The 15,587-nt window shown below is 69.9% G+C and carries 16 protein-coding genes; 11 read left to right on the top strand and 5 right to left on the bottom strand.

Annotated features, from left to right (window positions below):
- Positions 1 to 160 precede the first annotated feature (160 nt).
- A complete protein-coding gene (locus M4V62_RS03505; protein ID WP_249585716.1) occupies positions 161 to 1,084 on the top strand; it encodes an NADP-dependent oxidoreductase in 924 nt (307 codons plus the stop codon).
- 50 nt (positions 1,085 to 1,134) lie between these two features.
- Positions 1,135 to 2,073 carry an AraC family transcriptional regulator gene (locus M4V62_RS03500; RefSeq protein ID WP_249585715.1) on the top strand — a complete coding sequence of 313 codons (939 nt, stop codon included), beginning with the start codon at positions 1,135 to 1,137 and terminating at the stop codon, positions 2,071 to 2,073.
- Between the two features lie 49 nt (positions 2,074 to 2,122).
- On the opposite strand, the gene M4V62_RS03495 is transcribed toward M4V62_RS03500, so the two are convergent.
- On the bottom strand, positions 2,123 to 2,875 hold the full coding sequence (locus tag M4V62_RS03495; protein WP_249585714.1) for a sulfite exporter TauE/SafE family protein: 753 nt from the start codon (positions 2,873 to 2,875) through the stop codon (positions 2,123 to 2,125).
- A gap of 229 nt (positions 2,876 to 3,104) precedes the next feature.
- Here M4V62_RS03495 and M4V62_RS03490 point away from each other — a divergent pair, with 229 nt between their 5' ends.
- Together M4V62_RS03490 and M4V62_RS03485 are read left to right on the top strand one after the other, a co-directional pair.
- On the top strand, positions 3,105 to 4,052 hold the full coding sequence (locus M4V62_RS03490; RefSeq protein ID WP_249585713.1) for a LysR family transcriptional regulator: 948 nt from the start codon (positions 3,105 to 3,107) through the stop codon (positions 4,050 to 4,052).
- A gap of 65 nt (positions 4,053 to 4,117) precedes the next feature.
- Positions 4,118 to 5,080 (top strand): ankyrin repeat domain-containing protein, encoded by a 963-nt coding sequence (locus tag M4V62_RS03485; RefSeq protein ID WP_249585712.1) that lies wholly within the window; start codon positions 4,118 to 4,120, stop codon positions 5,078 to 5,080.
- Here M4V62_RS03485 and M4V62_RS03480 read toward each other — a convergent pair.
- From M4V62_RS03480 to M4V62_RS03470, 3 genes are all read right to left on the bottom strand, one after another.
- Positions 5,077 to 5,574 carry a molybdopterin-dependent oxidoreductase gene (locus M4V62_RS03480; protein ID WP_249585711.1) on the bottom strand — a complete coding sequence of 166 codons (498 nt, stop codon included), beginning with the start codon at positions 5,572 to 5,574 and terminating at the stop codon, positions 5,077 to 5,079. The two genes, M4V62_RS03485 and M4V62_RS03480, sit on opposite strands and share 4 nt — an antisense overlap.
- A 177-nt stretch (positions 5,575 to 5,751) precedes the next feature.
- Entirely contained in the window at positions 5,752 to 6,870 is a 1,119-nt protein-coding gene (locus M4V62_RS03475; RefSeq protein WP_249585710.1) for an ABC transporter substrate-binding protein, read from the bottom strand.
- Positions 6,871 to 6,916: 46 nt separating this feature from the next.
- Entirely contained in the window at positions 6,917 to 8,038 is a 1,122-nt protein-coding gene (locus tag M4V62_RS03470) for a sugar ABC transporter substrate-binding protein (RefSeq protein WP_249585709.1), read from the bottom strand.
- Positions 8,039 to 8,393: 355 nt separating this feature from the next.
- Between M4V62_RS03470 and M4V62_RS03465 the strand changes: the two genes are divergently transcribed.
- Positions 8,394 to 9,602, top strand: coding sequence for a carboxylesterase family protein (locus M4V62_RS03465; protein WP_249585708.1), 1,209 nt, complete (start codon positions 8,394 to 8,396; stop codon positions 9,600 to 9,602).
- Positions 9,603 to 9,629: 27 nt separating this feature from the next.
- Here M4V62_RS03465 and M4V62_RS03460 read toward each other — a convergent pair whose 3' ends face one another.
- Positions 9,630 to 10,592: an MBL fold metallo-hydrolase gene (locus tag M4V62_RS03460; RefSeq protein ID WP_249585707.1), complete on the bottom strand. Its 963-nt coding sequence runs from the start codon at positions 10,590 to 10,592 to the stop codon at positions 9,630 to 9,632.
- 79 nt (positions 10,593 to 10,671) lie between these two features.
- Between M4V62_RS03460 and M4V62_RS03455 the strand changes: the two genes are divergently transcribed.
- The 6 genes from M4V62_RS03455 to M4V62_RS03430 all read left to right on the top strand — a co-directional run bounded on the left by M4V62_RS03455 (position 10,672) and on the right by M4V62_RS03430 (position 15,515).
- The gene (locus M4V62_RS03455) at positions 10,672 to 11,100 is read left to right on the top strand and encodes a MarR family winged helix-turn-helix transcriptional regulator (protein WP_249585706.1); all 429 of its coding nucleotides are present in this window, start codon (positions 10,672 to 10,674) and stop codon (positions 11,098 to 11,100) included.
- Positions 11,101 to 11,374: 274 nt separating this feature from the next.
- Positions 11,375 to 11,578, top strand: a complete 204-nt coding sequence (locus tag M4V62_RS03450; protein WP_100598391.1) for a cold-shock protein — start codon at positions 11,375 to 11,377, stop codon at positions 11,576 to 11,578.
- 162 nt (positions 11,579 to 11,740) lie between these two features.
- Positions 11,741 to 13,267 carry a DEAD/DEAH box helicase gene (locus M4V62_RS03445; RefSeq protein WP_249585705.1) on the top strand — a complete coding sequence of 509 codons (1,527 nt, stop codon included), beginning with the start codon at positions 11,741 to 11,743 and terminating at the stop codon, positions 13,265 to 13,267.
- A gap of 46 nt (positions 13,268 to 13,313) precedes the next feature.
- Entirely contained in the window at positions 13,314 to 13,892 is a 579-nt protein-coding gene (locus M4V62_RS03440; RefSeq protein ID WP_249585704.1) for a TetR/AcrR family transcriptional regulator, read from the top strand.
- A gap of 177 nt (positions 13,893 to 14,069) precedes the next feature.
- Entirely contained in the window at positions 14,070 to 14,852 is a 783-nt protein-coding gene (locus tag M4V62_RS03435) for an oxidoreductase (RefSeq protein ID WP_249585703.1), read from the top strand.
- A 93-nt stretch (positions 14,853 to 14,945) separates the two neighbouring features.
- Complete coding sequence (locus tag M4V62_RS03430; protein ID WP_249585702.1) at positions 14,946 to 15,515, top strand: TetR/AcrR family transcriptional regulator; 570 nt, start codon at positions 14,946 to 14,948, stop codon at positions 15,513 to 15,515.
- Positions 15,516 to 15,587 lie beyond the last annotated feature (72 nt).

The raw sequence follows: 15,587 nt of genomic DNA, 5'->3' as shown, positions 1-15,587 counted from the left end.
CCAAGGGTGTCGCCCAACAAGACGATGAGACATGTGAACGAGACAGAAGGCTATTCTTCCGCTCATTCGATCTCCCTAGGGTTGAGGGCATCAGGCGGAGCAGCCCGTCCCGGCAGCCGAGCAGAACACCCAGCAGGACTGTGACCCAGGGAGAATTACCGTGCGCGCAGTGATCCAGAAGTCCTTCGGCGGACCCGAGGTGCTCGAAGTCGTGGAGACCGAACGACCGAAGCCGCTGGTCGGCGAGGTCCTCGTCAAGGTCCGTGCCAGTGCCGTCAACCCGGCGGACGTGGCCGTCAGGTCCGGCGCCTTTCCGCTGCTCGGCGAGCCGCCGTTCGGCGTGGGCTGGGACATCTCCGGAGTGGTCGAAGAGGCGGGCCTCGGTGCCACGTTCGCGGTGGGCGACGAGGTGTACGGGATGCCGCTCTTCCCCCGCGCCGCCACCGGGTACGCCGAGTACGTCATCGCGCCGTCCCGCCAACTGGCCCGCAAGCCCGCCTCGCTCGACCACGTGCACGCCGCCGCGGTCCCCCTCGCGGCGCTCACCGCCTGGCAGGCACTGGTGCGGGCGGCGGACATCAAGGAGGGCGACCGGGTGCTGATCCAGCGGGCGGCGGGCGGTGTCGGCCACTTCGCGGTCCAGATCGCGAAGGCGCGCGGCGCCCACGTGATCGCGATCGCCGGCGCGGCCCGGCACGACTTCGTACGCGGGCTCGGCGCCGACGAGGTCATCGACTACCGCACCACCGACTTCACCGAGGCCGTCAAGGACGTGGACGTGTTCCTCGACTCCACGGCCCAGGGCGATCTCTCGCTCGGCGTGGTGCGCCCCGGCGGCGTACTCATCAGCATCCTGGAACACGGCGACCGGGAGCTCGCCGAGCGTGTCGAGGCCGCCGGGCGGCGCTTCGCCGGTGTGCTTGTGGAGCCGGACTCCGAGGGGCTCCGAGCGCTCGCCGAGCTGATCGACGCGGGCCGGATCCGTCCCTACGTCGAGGAGACGTTCCCGCTGGCGGAGGCGGGCAAGGCACACGAGCTGGTCGGCACGGGGCACGTACAGGGCAAGATTGTCCTGACGGTCTGAACAGGCCGACCGCCACGGGCGGCACACGGCACCAGGAAGGGCGAGGCCGGATGGACATCCTCACCGAGGCGCTGGCCTCGATGCGCACCGGGCACCCGGCGTCCGTACGGACCAACGGCCGCGCCCCCTGGGGCCTGCACCTGCCACCCGTCGCGGGCGCGGGTTTCCACGTGGTCCTCTACGGGACCTGCTGGCTGGTCCCGCTGCCCGATGCCCTGCCGCACCTGAAGCCGATCCCGCTGAACCCCGGCGACGTGATCTTCCTGCGCGGCGGGCGGAGCCACATCCTTGCCGACCACCCCTCCACCCCGGCCGAGGAGTTCAAGGCCGGCGAGTTCCACGGGAGTTCACCGATCGGCTCGGTCACGCTCGGCGGCGAGGGCGCCGAGACCAGCCTGCTGTGCGGCAGCTACCACCTGGACCAGGGACGACCGCACCCTCTGGTGCGCCAGCTGCCCGAGGTGATCCACCTGCCCACGCGGCTCGGGCGCCATCCGGAGCTGAGCGCCGCCGTCCAACTCCTCGGCTCCGAGCTGGAGAACCCGCGCATCGGCTCGGACGGCATCGTGCCCGCCCTGATCGACTCGCTGCTCCTCTACATCCTGCGGGCCTGGCTGGACGATCAGCCGACGGCCGCCGCGCAGGGCTGGGCGGCGGCCCTCGGCGACGCGGCGGTCGCGCCCGCCCTGACGGCCATGCACGACGACCCCTCGGCCACGTGGACGGTGGAGTCCCTTGCCGAGCGGGCCGGCCTGTCCCGCGCCGCGTTCGCCCGGCGGTTCGCCACGCTGGTCGGCGAACCGCCGATGGCCTATCTGACCCGCTGGCGCATGACGACCGCCGCCCGCATGCTGCGCGAGTCCGACGCCCCGTTGACGACGGTCGCCGCCCGCACCGGATACGGCTCGGAGTTCGCCTTCGCCAAGGCCTTCAAGCGGGAGTACGGCCTGGCGCCCGGCGGCTACCGGCGCCAGAGCAGGGCGGCCTAGCCGGGGACCGGGACTCGCGCGGTCAAACCGCCCAACGGCCTCGGCGCGCTCACACGGCGACCGCGATGGCCGCCGTCACGCCGACGGCGACAATCAGCCCGCGCAGCACGGCGGGTGAGAGGCGGCGGCCCACCCGCGCGCCGATCAGACCGCCCACGGTCGAACCGAGGGCGATCACACCGGCCGCCTTCCAGTCGACGGTCGTCACCGCGATGAAGATGACCGCGGCGACGCCGTTCACGAGCGCCGCGAGGACGTTCTTGACGGCGTTCAGGCGCTGCAGATCATCCCGGAGGAACGACCCGAACAGGCCCATGAGCAGCACCCCTTGGGCAGCGCCGAAGTAGCCGCCGTAGACGCCGGTGGCCAGCACACCGGTCCACAGGGGGATGCCGCCGTCCTGCCGGCCCCGGCTGTCGCGCCGCGCGAGCCACTTCTGGAGGCGGGGCTGCAACAGCACAAGGACGCAGGCGAGCAGGATCAGCACCGGTACCGCGGCGCGGAACGTGTCGGCGGACAGCTTCAGGAGCAGCACCGCTCCCGCCACGCCGCCCAGGAGCGATGCGAGGCCGAGCTTGAGGAGGCGGGGCAGCTGGCCCTTGAGCTCGGCGCGGTATCCGTACACCGCGCTGATGACGCCCGGGACGAGCCCGATGGTGTTGGAGACGTTGGCCAGCACGGGCGGATATCCGAAGGCGAGCAGCGTGGGGAAGGTGATCAGGGTGCCGGAGCCGACCACCGCGTTGATGCCGCCGGCCGCGACGGCCGCGGCCCCGATGGCCACCGCCTCGAGTGCGTACATGGATCGCCCTTCCCGGGACGGTCGGCGTACCGGAGTGCGGGCAGCCCGGGACGGAAGAGACTGGTGCGGGGCCGGCGGGTCGGCACCCGGCCCGGCGTACACCTCATCCGGATGACGTGTACGCCGGGCCGGGTTGCCGCCCTGGGCCCGAAATGATCGTCCGCCCGCCCAACCCCCAAGTCAATCCTCAGATTTCCTTGCAGACCCCCAAGCTGTAGCTTCACCCTCCATGACCCTCGATGATCTGCGTGTCTTCGTCGCCGTCTGCCGAACGGGCAGCCTCAGCGCCGTCGCCCGCGACCTCTCCTGTACGCAGCCTGCGGTGAGCCAGCACATCAAGCGCCTGGAGCGGGAGCTGGGGCTCAGCCTGCTCGAACGCCACCCGCGCGGAGTCGTGCCCACCCCGGCCGGACAGCTCCTGCAGAACGCGGCGGCGGGCGGCCTGGGGGACATCGACCACGCGCTGCGTCGACTGAGCGACCTGGTGCGCGGCGAGGCCGGGTCGGTGCGGATCACCACCGGCGCCACCACGGTGCGCCACTTCATGTCCGACGCGATCGTGGCCTTCCGCCGCCGCCATCCCCAGGTGAGCCTCGAATTCGAGACCGCGCACTCCAGCCGCAGCTGCTTCGACGCCCTCATCGCGGGCGGCCTCGACCTGGCGTGGATCAGCCTCGGCGCACCGGTGAAGGGCATCGAGCAGCGCCCCGTCATCGAACTTCCCTGGGTGCTGGCCGTCCACCGGGACGACCCCCTCGCCACGAAGCAGTTGATCACCACCGGTGACCTGGCAGGCATTCAGCTCATCGGGCTCCCGGAGAGTACGACGTCCCGGGCGCGCCTGGACGCCTGGTTCACCGAGCGCGGCATCAGTCCGGCCTCCGACACCAGCGTCGCCGACTGGGACACCGCCCTGCTGCTCGCCGAACTCGGCCTGGGCCACGCGATCGTCCCCGACCTGCCGGGCTGGCGCGGTCCGGGCCACCCCGACCTGCGCCTGATCCCCATCCCGGAACTGCCCACCCTGTGGACGGGCTGGGCGGTGCGCCGCTGGGAGGCGCTGTCTCCTCTGGCCAAGGCGTTCGCGGACACGGTCAGCCACAACTGCCCGGGGGCGCACGTCCCCCAGCAGGCGTCGGAACAGGAGTCGGACGTGATTGTCAGTGGCCGTCTGTAGCGTTCTGTGAGTGGCCGACGACGACACGACGACAGGTGCCGCGGCCACCACGAGGGGGGAGAATCATGGCTGTTGGCGAGGGAGACGGCTGGGCGGGGCTCGGCTGGGAGGGCTGGCGGGACCATGCGCTGGTCCGTGATCTGCTTGAGCGAGGGGCCGACCCGAATGTGTGGAGCGGTGGCCGCCCCCTGCACCGGGCGGCCGTGTTCGGCTCACCGGAAGTGGTCGCCGAACTGGCCCGCCGTGTCGATGACGTCGACGCGCAGGACGAGGGCCGCACGGCTCTGTGGGACGCGGTCCTGTCCGATCGCGCGGACAACGCCCGCGTCCTGGCGGCCGCGGGCGCCGACCCGTGGCGGCCCATACTGGCGGGCTGGTCCCCGGGCAGGCTCAGCCTCGCGGGGCCGACCCCGGACCTCTTCAGGGTTCCGGCCGGCGAGCGCGGACTGACCCCGGCGGAGTCCGCCGCCGCGACGGAGGGCAGACGGCTGACCGCGGCATTGGGGGACATTCACTACGAGGGCACGGGTCTCGCATGTGTGGCCGGGATCGGCGCGGCCGAGGCCGCGCGCCGACTGGGGGCCGAGCCGTACGAAGACCCCGAGCTGGACGAACTCCTGGAGGACCTCGTGTCGTACGACGTGGACGAGTCCCTGCAGATCATCGGCGCCACCGATGTGCCGGGCGGCTGCGTCATCACCCAACCCTGGGGGTACGCACCGCAGATGCCCGGAGTGCAGGCCCTGCTCTCCGCGGGCACCGTCTGCTACGGCCTCTATGCCAATCCCAAGAGCGGCAACCAAGGCAGCGTCTTCCGTGACGGCGCCGGAGAAGGCTGGGACCTGCACCCGGGAGGCGGGCCGTACGAGGGAGACTCCGCAGAGGAAGTCCTCGCCGCCTACCTCTACCGCCACAGCGCTGTGGCCTACTCCTGCGCCCACGTCGGTCTCCGGCCGATCGACGCCCGCGCCGTCGTCGGCCCGCCCGACATATGGCTCAAGCTGCCCCGGGGCGACTACTGGCACTAAGGGCGCGAGGGTTCCTCCGGTACGCGGCAGGCGCCGACCCAGATGCTCCTGATCGCGCTGATGTAGCGCGCCCCGCAGCGGTCCGACGGCACCACGAGCTGGCTCCCCACGGAATCCAGCTCCTCACCGTCGAGACGGGTGGCCAGCAGGATGGGCGTATCGCCGAAGTCCGCGTCGATCTCCGCCCAGGACAGGACGGTGTGGTGACCGTCCCCGCCGCTGACGGCAAGGAGGAAACGCGAACGGTCCTTGCGGCGCCGGGGGTCGAACGCCGGCCGTGCGTCGCCGACGACGTCCCGGAGCAGGGGACCGGTGAAGGTGTGGCGCTGCGGTCCGTTGGTGGCGCAGTCGAAGACCACGTCCGACTTGTGCTGCTCCCAGTGCTCCCGCAGGTCCGCCACGGTCAGCGTGACGGGACGGTCGATGTCCCCGCACAGGGCGAGGGCCCCCGCGCGTACGGGGATCGTGCGCGTGGGCGTGCCGGTTCGGCTCATCGGATTCCCCCTCCGGGCGCCAGTCGTGGCTGCCGCCAGTCATACCCGGCCGCCGTCCAAGGGAATCGTGGATGCGACCCGTCTGGCCGCTTTTTCCTCGCTGTTGAGAGCTTGATACGAAGAGTGGGGTGGCGAATTCCAGTTGATCCTCTGGACGCTCCTCCTGCCTTCCCTCTCTCAGCCGGCGTGAAGGATCCGGAAGCGATCGGGTTCCGCCGGATCCCGATCGACGACTTGGATGGGCGTCGAAGCCCATTGCCACACGCTGATGCCCGGCGTGCGGGAGAACCGGATCCGCCCACGGGTGCCTTCGACGTCGACGAGCGGCCAGGCCGCGGCAGTACGCGCCCGGTCCGTGCCGTGCGAACGCAGCACATCGGCGAGGACGGTGACCGTGTCGTAGCCCTCGAAGGCGACGAAGGAGGGAGTTTCGGCCAGCCGTTCGCGCAGGGTCTTCTCGACGCGTGCACCGAGCGGCGTGAGGCGCTCGGGCAGATAGCGCAAGAACGGGATCGCGGCGCCGTCGTCGCCCAGCAGCGCCGCCCACTCGGCGAACTCCGGTTGCCCGGCCGGAGCACCGATCATGACCTCCGCGAGACGCCGATCGCTGCGCACGGACCTGACGATCGGCACTGCGGGATCAGGGTGGCCGACCAGAAGAAGGAGGGCTGTCGCGCGCTTGTCGGCGAGTTCGTCGCACAGGGCCGCGGGGGAGAGCGCACTCATGTCGAGTTCGACGACGGTGCCGCCGCGTGGGGTGAGGCAGTCCCGCAGGATGCGGGTCCCGGCTGCCCAGTAGACGCTCGGCTGGGCAGCCACGGCGATGCGGCTGTGGCCCGCGTCGAGAAGGAGGTCCGCGTAGATCCGCCAGCCGCGGGACTGCGGCGGGCAGAGGCGCGCGACCCACTCCGTCGGCTGTTCGGTGAGCGCGTCGAGAACCGCTGACGAGCAGAGGTAGGGCAGACCGACGGCGTCGGCTCTGGCGGCAGCGGCGCGAGCGACGACGCTGTGATACTCGCCCGCCACGGCAGCCACGCCCAGACCGGCCAGTTCCTCCACGGCCGCAGCGGCCCTCTCGGGATCGGCCGCGGTGTCCCGGACCACCAGCTCGAGCGGCCTACCGGCGATCCCGTCGGCGTCATTGACCTCGGACACGGCCAACTCAAGTCCTGCGAGCAAGTGTTGGCCTGCCTCGACCCAGCCCGGCCGAGTCAGCGGAACGAGAGCGCCGATCCGGACGGCTGAACCGTCAGCCCGTGCCGCTCCCGTTCCCGATGGGGTGGGTGACGTACTCATGCGCGTGCCCCCTCCGGTCCCCAGCCCCAGCCCTCAGCCCCAGCCCCTAGCCCTTGAGGCCGACCGTCGCGCACGCCGCCTTGAACTCGGCCGTGCAGATCTCCTTGGTCGTGTAGATGCCGTCCTTGATGACCGTGGACTTGATGGTGTCCCGCGTCAGGGGGCGGACCGAGACCAGGAGCGAGGGGATGTTCTTCGTGGTGGCGTTCTCGGACCTGTCCCCGGCCAGCGCGTCGTACTCGACCATGCGGCCCTGGGCGATCCGGACCGCCATCTGCGCGGCGCCGACGGCCTCTTCGGGGTAGGGCTTGTAGACGCTCATGTACTGCTCGCCCGTGACGACGCGCTGCACGGCCGGCAGCTCCGCGTCCTGACCGGTGACCGGCGGCAGGTCGGTGAGGCCTGCGGCCTTGAGGGCCTTGATGGCACCGCCCGCCATGCCGTCGTTGGCGGAGTAGACGGCCGCGATGTTGTCCTTGCCCAGCTCCGTGAGCGCCTCGGTCATGTGGGTGCCGGCCGTCTTCGGCTTCCAGCCCACGGTGTTGTACGACTTGGCGATGGTCACCTGGTTCTGGAGCTGGGAGAGCGCGCCTTCCTTGAAGACGGCCGCGTTCGGGTCGGTCGGTGAACCGTTGATCATGACGATCTTGCTGTTCTGGCGGTTGCCGCTGCCGAGCGCCTTCAAGATCGCCTGGCCCTGGACCTGGCCGACCAGTTCGTTGTCGAAGGCCACATACCCGGAGACGGGCCCCTCGGCGAGCCGGTCGTAGGCGATGACGGGAATGTTCGCTTCCTTCGCCTTCTTGACCGCCGGCGCGATCTTCTTCGCGTCCACCGCGCTCACCAGGATCGCGTCGACCTTGTCGGCGACCATCTGGTCGAGCTGGCTGCTCTGCTTGGCCGCGTCCTCGTCGGCGTTGGCGTAGACGAGCTTGCCCTTGCCGTTCGTGAGCTTCTTGACCTGCTTCTCGATGATGGGGTGGTCGAACTTCTCGTAGCGCGCCGTCTCCGCTTCGGGCAGGAGCAGGCCGATGGTGACCGCGTCACCCTTCCTCTCGGTCTGCGACTTGCCGTCGTCGGAGCCCAGCAGGCTGCCGCATGCGGCGAGCGAGAGTGCCAAGGCGCTCACAGATACGGCGACGGTGGCTTCACGCGTACGGGTTTTCATTCGCCCACTTCCTCGATCGGACCGCTTCGTTGTGGTCCGAGGTGGCTGAAAGCCAACCCCGGAGCGTTCCCGGCGTCAAGGAGTCAATGCATAACGAGATTGCAATGGAATGTGCGTTTCAGTATTGAACTGTCCTGCATTGACACGTGACAACGTCCGGGCGCACCCAGCCCGAGCGCGAGAAGCCGCGTCGAGGGCCGCCACGTGGAGGTTTCCTGCTCGACGGTCGGCCGCGTTCCCGGCGGCTGAACGTCGCCGTCGGTTCCGGCTCTCCTCCACCGGTGGTGGCGCTGTTCCATACGGTGACGGAGACTGCGCGCGGTGCAGTCGTACTCGTCACGGAGGGCGGAGAAGGATGACCGAATCGACGATGATCCGGACCGGGCCGATTCGCTACGCCACCGCGGAGCGCTTCACCCGCTCAAGGCCCGTGCCGGACCCCGACACCCGCCCGTCGAGCGGCGAGATCTGTCCTCAACTGCCTTCGAGGCTCGACGCGGTGATGGGCCCGCCCCTCGACCGCCACCCGCAGGGCGAGGACTGCTTGAACCTGTCGATCACGACACCGGCCCGTGACGCCGGGGCCCGCCCGGTGCTCGTGTGGTTGCACGGCGGCGGGTTCAGCAGCGGCGCCGGACTGATGGACTGGTACGACGGCGGCGCACTCGCCGCCCAGGGCGATGTCGTGGTCGTCAGTGTCAACTACCGCCTCGGCGCGCTGGGTTACCTCTGCCTCGACGGGATCAGCGAGGGCAACCTCGGCCTGTACGACCAGTGGGAAGCGCTGCGCTGGGTCAGCACGCACATCGACGCGTACGGGGGAGACCCCGGCAATGTCACGGTGATGGGCCAGTCGGCCGGCGGCCTGTCCATCCGCCTCCTCCTCGACATGCCGGAGGCCAAGGGGCTCTTCCGCCGGGCGATCCTGCAGAGCGCCCCGCTCGCGCTCGCGACGCGCCCCCGCGACGACGCCCAGGTGCTGGGCCGTCTCTTCGCCGATTTCGTCGCCACGGATCCGCGCACCGCCGACGTACGCGCGATCCTGACGGCCCAGCGCGAGACCGCGCTGGCCAACCTGAGCCGCTCCGGCAGCACGATGGAACCCGCGTTCACCCCTGTCGAGGCCGCCCACACCTCCGCGGAGCCCTTCGACTCCTTCGAGGAGAATGTACGCGGCCTCGACATCCTGTACGGCTGGAACCTCGACGACATGACCGCGTTCCCGGGCGAGGGCGACGACACGGCGGACCTGACCCGCCGTGCCTACGAAGAGCCCCTGTCCCTCTTCGGGGCGCGCGCGGCACGGGCGGGCGCCCAGGTGCACCGGTACCGCCTCGACTGGCGCCCGGCCGCATCACCCTTCGGCGCCACCCACTGCCTCGAACTCCCGCTCCTCTTCGGCTCGCGCGAGGCATGGCGGGCGTCGCCGATGCTCGGGAACGTCCCCTGGCAGGACGTGGACACGCTCGGCTCGAAGCTGCGTACCGCCTGGATCACCTTCGTGCGCACGGGCACTCCCGGGCGCACGTCCGCACCGTTGCGCTGTGTGCCGGTGCCCGGGTAGCCCGAGGCACGGGAGACGGCCCCTGGCTCACGCGCCGTCGTCGTCGACGGGATGCCACACGGCTCGGCCCTCCTGCGCCTGGACCCGTCCGAACACCACATCGGCGAAGTGGATGCCGAAGCCGATGGTGCCGGGCTCCTGGAGTTCGTCGACGAGGCGGCGGCGGAAGTCCGCGGCCTCGCCGGGGTCGTGGTCGGGGGCCGCGGACCACTCGGGGTGGCCGATCTGGACGGGGGAGTGGAGCGCGTCGCCGAAGGCTATGAGCCGTTGCCCGTCCGAGCCCTGCCTGCCCGAGTCCTGTCCGCCAGAGCCCTGCCCGCCAGAGCTCTGCCCGCTCGACGTGATGACGTAGGCGGCGTGGCCGGGAGTGTGACCGGGGACGAGCTGGACACGTACGCCGGGAAAGATCTCCTGGCCGTCCGCCACGGTCCGCACCTTCGGTGCCAGCACGGCGAGTGCCTCCTTGCTCGTGCCGTCCGCCTCCAGGAGGCGGCGTTGTGACCATTCGGGCTCGACCACCAAGTAGTCGGCCCGGGTGAAGACGGGCCGATCGCTGCCCGGGGCGACGTGCACGGCCCAGCCGATGTGGTCGGTGTGCAGGTGAGTGAAGGCGACCGCCTCGATCTCCTCGGGCCCGCGGCCGAGTGCGGCGAGGTTGTCCAGGAGCGCTCCGCCCTGGATGACGCCCACCGCGCTGCCCGGCTCGGCCGGGAAGGACCGTGGTCCGAAACCGGTGTCGATCAGCAGCGCCCGGTCGCCCTGTTCGACCAGGAGGCCGCCGATGCCCGCCACGAGGTGGCCAGTGTCGTCCACGTAATCGGAATGGGCGGCCCAGTCCTCGTCGGTGGTGGCAGGAAGCCAGCCGCGCGGCGTGAGCTGGACGGCTCCATCAGGTACGTACGTCACCTTCGTCTCGCCGAGTCGCAGGGAACGGATGCCGGAGGGCCGGCGCAGCCGTGCGGTCGCGGTCCGGTGCTGGGGAGTGGTCATGGCGACACCGTAAGCATCAAGCTTGAATCATTCAAGTTCGCAATATTTAAGACTGGGTGTACTTGCTAGGCTGGACCGCATGACGAACCCCGAATCGCAGGTCATCGCCGAGCGCCAGCTGTGCGGCCTGGTGAACGGGATGGCCGGCCAGATCGCGGAGCACCTCCGGCGGCGCGCCGCCAGGCTGGGGCTCACCGCGCCGCAGGCGGCAGCGCTGCGCGAGCTGACGGGGCCCATGACGATGCGTGAGCTTGCCGAGCGCTTGAGCTGCGAGCCCTCCAACGCCACCTTCGTCGTGGACAAGCTGGAGAAGCAGGCCCTGATCGAGCGCCGCCCGCATCCTTCCGACCGGCGAGCCAAGCAGCTCGTGCTCACACCGGACGGCGCCGCGCTGCGGGAGCGGCTCCTGGGGCTCCTGTCCGAGGATTCGCCCCTGGCTGGTCTCACACATAAGGAGCAGGACGCCCTGCGTGGCCTGCTCGAGCGGGCCATTTCTCCGCCCCGGTGAGACCAGAGGTCCGCAAATTTCCGCAATGTGCGGTGGGCCCTCGGCCGGTCGGGCGAAATATGTAGAGCTTGCCCGTGCCGCGAAGGCGATCTCGTGCTACTGTTGATCGTAGTTGCAGTTGTGGTTCCCATAAGACTTCAAGTGCCTTTGGTGGATCTATTCCGCCGGGCACTTTTGTATTTCCGGAGAAGTTTTCCGGACGGGGCAATCAACGTGGCGACGCCGGGGTTCGCACAGTGCGGGTCCCGGGCTTGCCCCGAAGGAGATATTTAGTATGGCTACTGGCACCGTGAAGTGGTTCAACTCGGAAAAGGGCTTCGGCTTCATCGAGCAGGAGGGTGGCGGCCCCGACGTCTTCGCCCACTACTCGAACATCGCCACCCAGGGCTTCCGTGAGCTTCAGGAAGGCCAGAAGGTGAACTTCGATGTCACTCAGGGCCAGAAGGGCCCGCAGGCCGAGAACATCGTTCCTGCCTGACGCTGAAGCGTAAGACGACGCTGGTGCCCGCACCTCACGGTGCGGGCACCAGCTCGTTGCTGTTTACAGAAGTTTGTCTTTTATTCGGCTCGTGCTTGCAATTCGTTCGGTTGAAATCCACCGAGAATTCCTCGATGCGTGCCATATCGAGGAAGGTTCTCCATGAACCGTTCAGCTCGCACGAACGACCGCTATTCCAACTCCCGCAACAGCGGCGGCCCCCGCGGCGCCGGCGCCCGTCAGGGCGGCTACCGCCCGGGCAACCGATCCGGCGGCCAGGGACGTCGTCCCGCCGCCCCGCAGGGTGAGTTCGCCCTGCCGGTCACCATCACCCCGGGCCTCCCGGCGGCGGAGACCTTCGCCGAACTCGACATGCCCGCACCGCTGTTGAAGACGCTCACCGACCTCGGCGTGACCGAGCCGTTCCCGATCCAGGCGGCCACGCTGCCGAACGCCCTCGCGGGCCGGGACGTACTGGGCCGTGGCCGTACCGGCTCCGGAAAGACCCTCGCCTTCGGGCTCCCGCTCCTCGTGCGCACCGCTGGACAGCGCGCCGAGTCGAAGCGGCCCCTCGCCCTGGTCCTCGTTCCCACCCGGGAGCTCGCCCAGCAGGTCACCGAGGCACTCACGCCGTACGCCCGTGCCCTGAAGCTGAAGCTCGCCACGGTGGTCGGCGGCATGTCCATCGGCCGACAGGCCGGTGCGCTGCGGTCCGGGGCCGAGGTGCTCGTCGCGACGCCCGGCCGGCTCAAGGACCTCATCGAGCGCAAGGACTGCCGTCTGGACCGGGTGAGCATCACCGTCCTGGACGAGGCCGACCAGATGGCCGACATGGGCTTCATGCCCCAGGTCACCGAACTGCTCGACCAGGTGCGCCCCGACGGCCAGCGGATGCTGTTCTCCGCCACGCTCGACCGCAACGTCGACCTGTTGGTACGCACTTACCTCCACGACCCCGTCGTGCACTCCGTCGACCCCTCCAAGGGTGCGGTCACCACGATGGAGCACCACGAACTGCACGTGCACGGCGCCGACAAGATGGCGACCGCCACGGAGATCGCGGCGCGCGACGGCCGGGTCATCATGTTCCTGGACACCAAGCACGCCGTGGACCAGTTCACCAAGCACCTGATGGGCAGCGGCGTGCGCGCCGCGGCGCTGCACGGCGGCAAGTCCCAGCCCCAGCGCACCCGCACCCTCGCCCAGTTCAAGACCGGGGCCGTGACGGTCCTGGTCGCCACGAACGTCGCCGCGCGCGGGATCCACGTCGACAACCTCGACCTGGTCGTGAACGTCGACCCGCCCACCGACCACAAGGACTACCTCCACCGCGGCGGCCGTACGGCCCGCGCGGGTGAGTCCGGCAGTGTCGTCACTCTGGTGACGCCCAATCAGCGCCGCGACATGAACCGTCTGATGTCCGCCGCCGGAATTCGGCCGCAGATCACCCAAGTCCGTTCCGGTGAGGCCGAGTTGAGCCGCATCACCGGTGCGAAGGCCCCCTCCGGTGTGCCGATCGCGGGCAGCACGCCCACGGAGCGACCCAAGCAGCGCGGCGGCGCCCCCTTCCGGGGAATGGGGACGCGTCCGGGGCAGCCCGGCCGCTCCGGCGGCGGCTCGCGCCGGACCGCCGAGTCCCGCGAGATGGCGGAGGCCCGCAAGGCCGCACGGGTGCGTCGCGCCGCCTGAGCGGAGTTCTTGACCTGAGGGTCAAGAAAGGTCTAGGCTCCTGACCATGGGAAGGCCGAAGCAGTTCGATCCGGACGCCGCCGTCGAGCGGGCCATGGACGTGTTCTGGCGCAAGGGTTACGCCGCCACCACGCCCCAGGACCTCGTCGACGCGCTCGGCATCGGCAAGGGCAGCCTCTACAACACCTTCGGCAGTAAACACGCTCTGTTCGAGCGGGCGCTGCGCCGCTACCGCGACAGTCAGGCCGTGGCTCTCATCGAGATGCTCGAGGAGACGGGGCCCGTGAAGGAGCGGTTGCGCGCGGCGCTGTGGCTGCTCGTCGAGATGGATCTCGCCGACCCGGACCGGCGCGGCTGCATGGCGGTGAACACCGCCGCGGAGCTGGCCGGGACGGACGAGGTGGCGACCGACCTGGTGCGGCGCATGTTCGACCGCACCGAGGAGGCCTTCTCCGCTCTGGTGGAGAAGGGGCAGCGGGCGGGGGAGATCGACTCCGGCCGGGACGCGCGCGCCGTCGGAAGCCTGCTGCTGACAACGGTTGTCGGTCTGCGGCTGATGGCGCGGGTCGCGGAAGGGCCGGAGCGGCTTTCCAGGGTGATCGACGCGACGGTCGACTCCCTCTGACCCTGCTTCTCCCTCTGGCTCTCCTTCTCCCGCACTGAGTTCGTCGGTTCGGCGTGCCGCATTCGGCTTTTGCATTCGATATTCGCTCTCGGCGCTCGGTCGTTCTCCGGTCGCTGACGTGTACCCACATTCTGTACTTGTAGTTCAAAAACTGTCGTTCGAAGGAGCTGGAACAGCATGAAACTCGACCTCCATGGCAAGACCGCCGTCGTCACCGGTGCGAGCCGCGGGATCGGCCTGGCCACCGTCAGGACCCTGATCGACGAGGGTGTACGCGTCGTGGGCGCGGCCCGCACCATCACCCCCGAACTCAAGGAGGCGGGAGCCTTCGCCGTGTCGGCCGACCTCAGTACTCCCGAGGGAGTGACCGTGCTCATGGACGGCGCCTTCGCCGAACTGGGCGGCATCGACCTGCTGGTGAACAACGTCGGCGCCGGTGACGCCGTGGAGCCGGTCGGTTTCCTCGACACCGACGACGCGCAGTGGCAGGGCGTCTTCGACCTCAACCTGCTCAGCGCGGTACGCGTCAGCCGCGCCGCGCTCCCCAGCCTGATCGAGCGCCGCGGCTCGATCGTGAACGTCTCGTCCATCAACTCCCGCCTGCCCGCGGCCGGTCCCGTCGCCTACAGCGCGGCCAAGTCGGCGCTCACCTCGCTGAGCAAGTCGCTGGCCGAGGAGTTCGGGCCGCAGGGAGTGCGGGTCAACACCGTCTCGCCCGGCGTGGTGCGCACCTCCATCTGGGAGGACCCCGACGGCTTCGGGGGCAAGGTCGCGGCCGGTGCGGGGGCCGAGCACGGGGCGTTCCTCGCGCAGATCCCGGAGGCGTTCGGCATCACCAGCGGGCGCATCACCGAACCGCAGGAGGTGGCGTCGCTGATCACGTTCCTGCTGTCGGGGGTGGCGGGCAACGTCACCGGTGCCGACTACGTGATCGACGGAGGCACGGTCAAGACGGTCTGATGGTGCCGTCGCCTCCCTTGATGACTGGCTGATTTGCCTAAAGGTATTAGGCAAATGCATAATCGGCTCTGTCGAAGGAGAGGGGGTGAGGGCATGGTGCGCGCAGGACTGACCACGGAGCGCCTGGCCCTGGCCGGGGCGGAACTGGCCGACGAGGTCGGCTTCGAGCAAGTCACTGTCTCGGCTCTGGCCAGGCGGTTCGACGTCAAGGTCGCGAGTCTGTACTCGCACTTGAAGAGCTCCCAGGACCTCAAGACGAGGATCGCCCTCCTCTCCCTGGAGGAACTCGCCGACCGAGGTGCGGCGGCCCTGGCCGGGCGGGCCGGGAAGGACGCGCTGACCGCGCTCGCCGACGTCTACCGCGACTACGCCCGGGAACACCCCGGGCGTTACGCCGCGGCCCAGCTGAGGCTCGACCCGGAGACGGCCGCCGCCAGCGCCGGTGGCAGGCACGCGCAGATGACGCGGGCGATCCTGCGCGGCTACGACCTGACGGAGCCCGACCAGACCCACGCGGTCAGGATGCTGGGCAGCGTCTTCCACGGCTACGTCAGCCTGGAGCTGGCGGGCGGCTTCAGCCACAGCGAGCCCGACTCCCAGGAGACGTGGTCACGCGTCCTGGACGCCCTCGACGCCCTGTTGCGGAACTGGCCCGCGCCCTGACCCAGGCCGTGTGCCTGTATCCGGGCCCGTGCCCTGACCCGGGCCCCTACGCCCCCAACTACCTTGATCAGC

It is taken from the genome of Streptomyces durmitorensis (assembly GCF_023498005.1).
In the GTDB taxonomy this organism is placed as follows: Bacteria; Actinomycetota; Actinomycetes; order Streptomycetales; family Streptomycetaceae; genus Streptomyces; species Streptomyces durmitorensis.
Note: the sequence above shows the minus strand (reverse complement) of the source record. Positions and strands in the feature narration are given on the sequence as shown.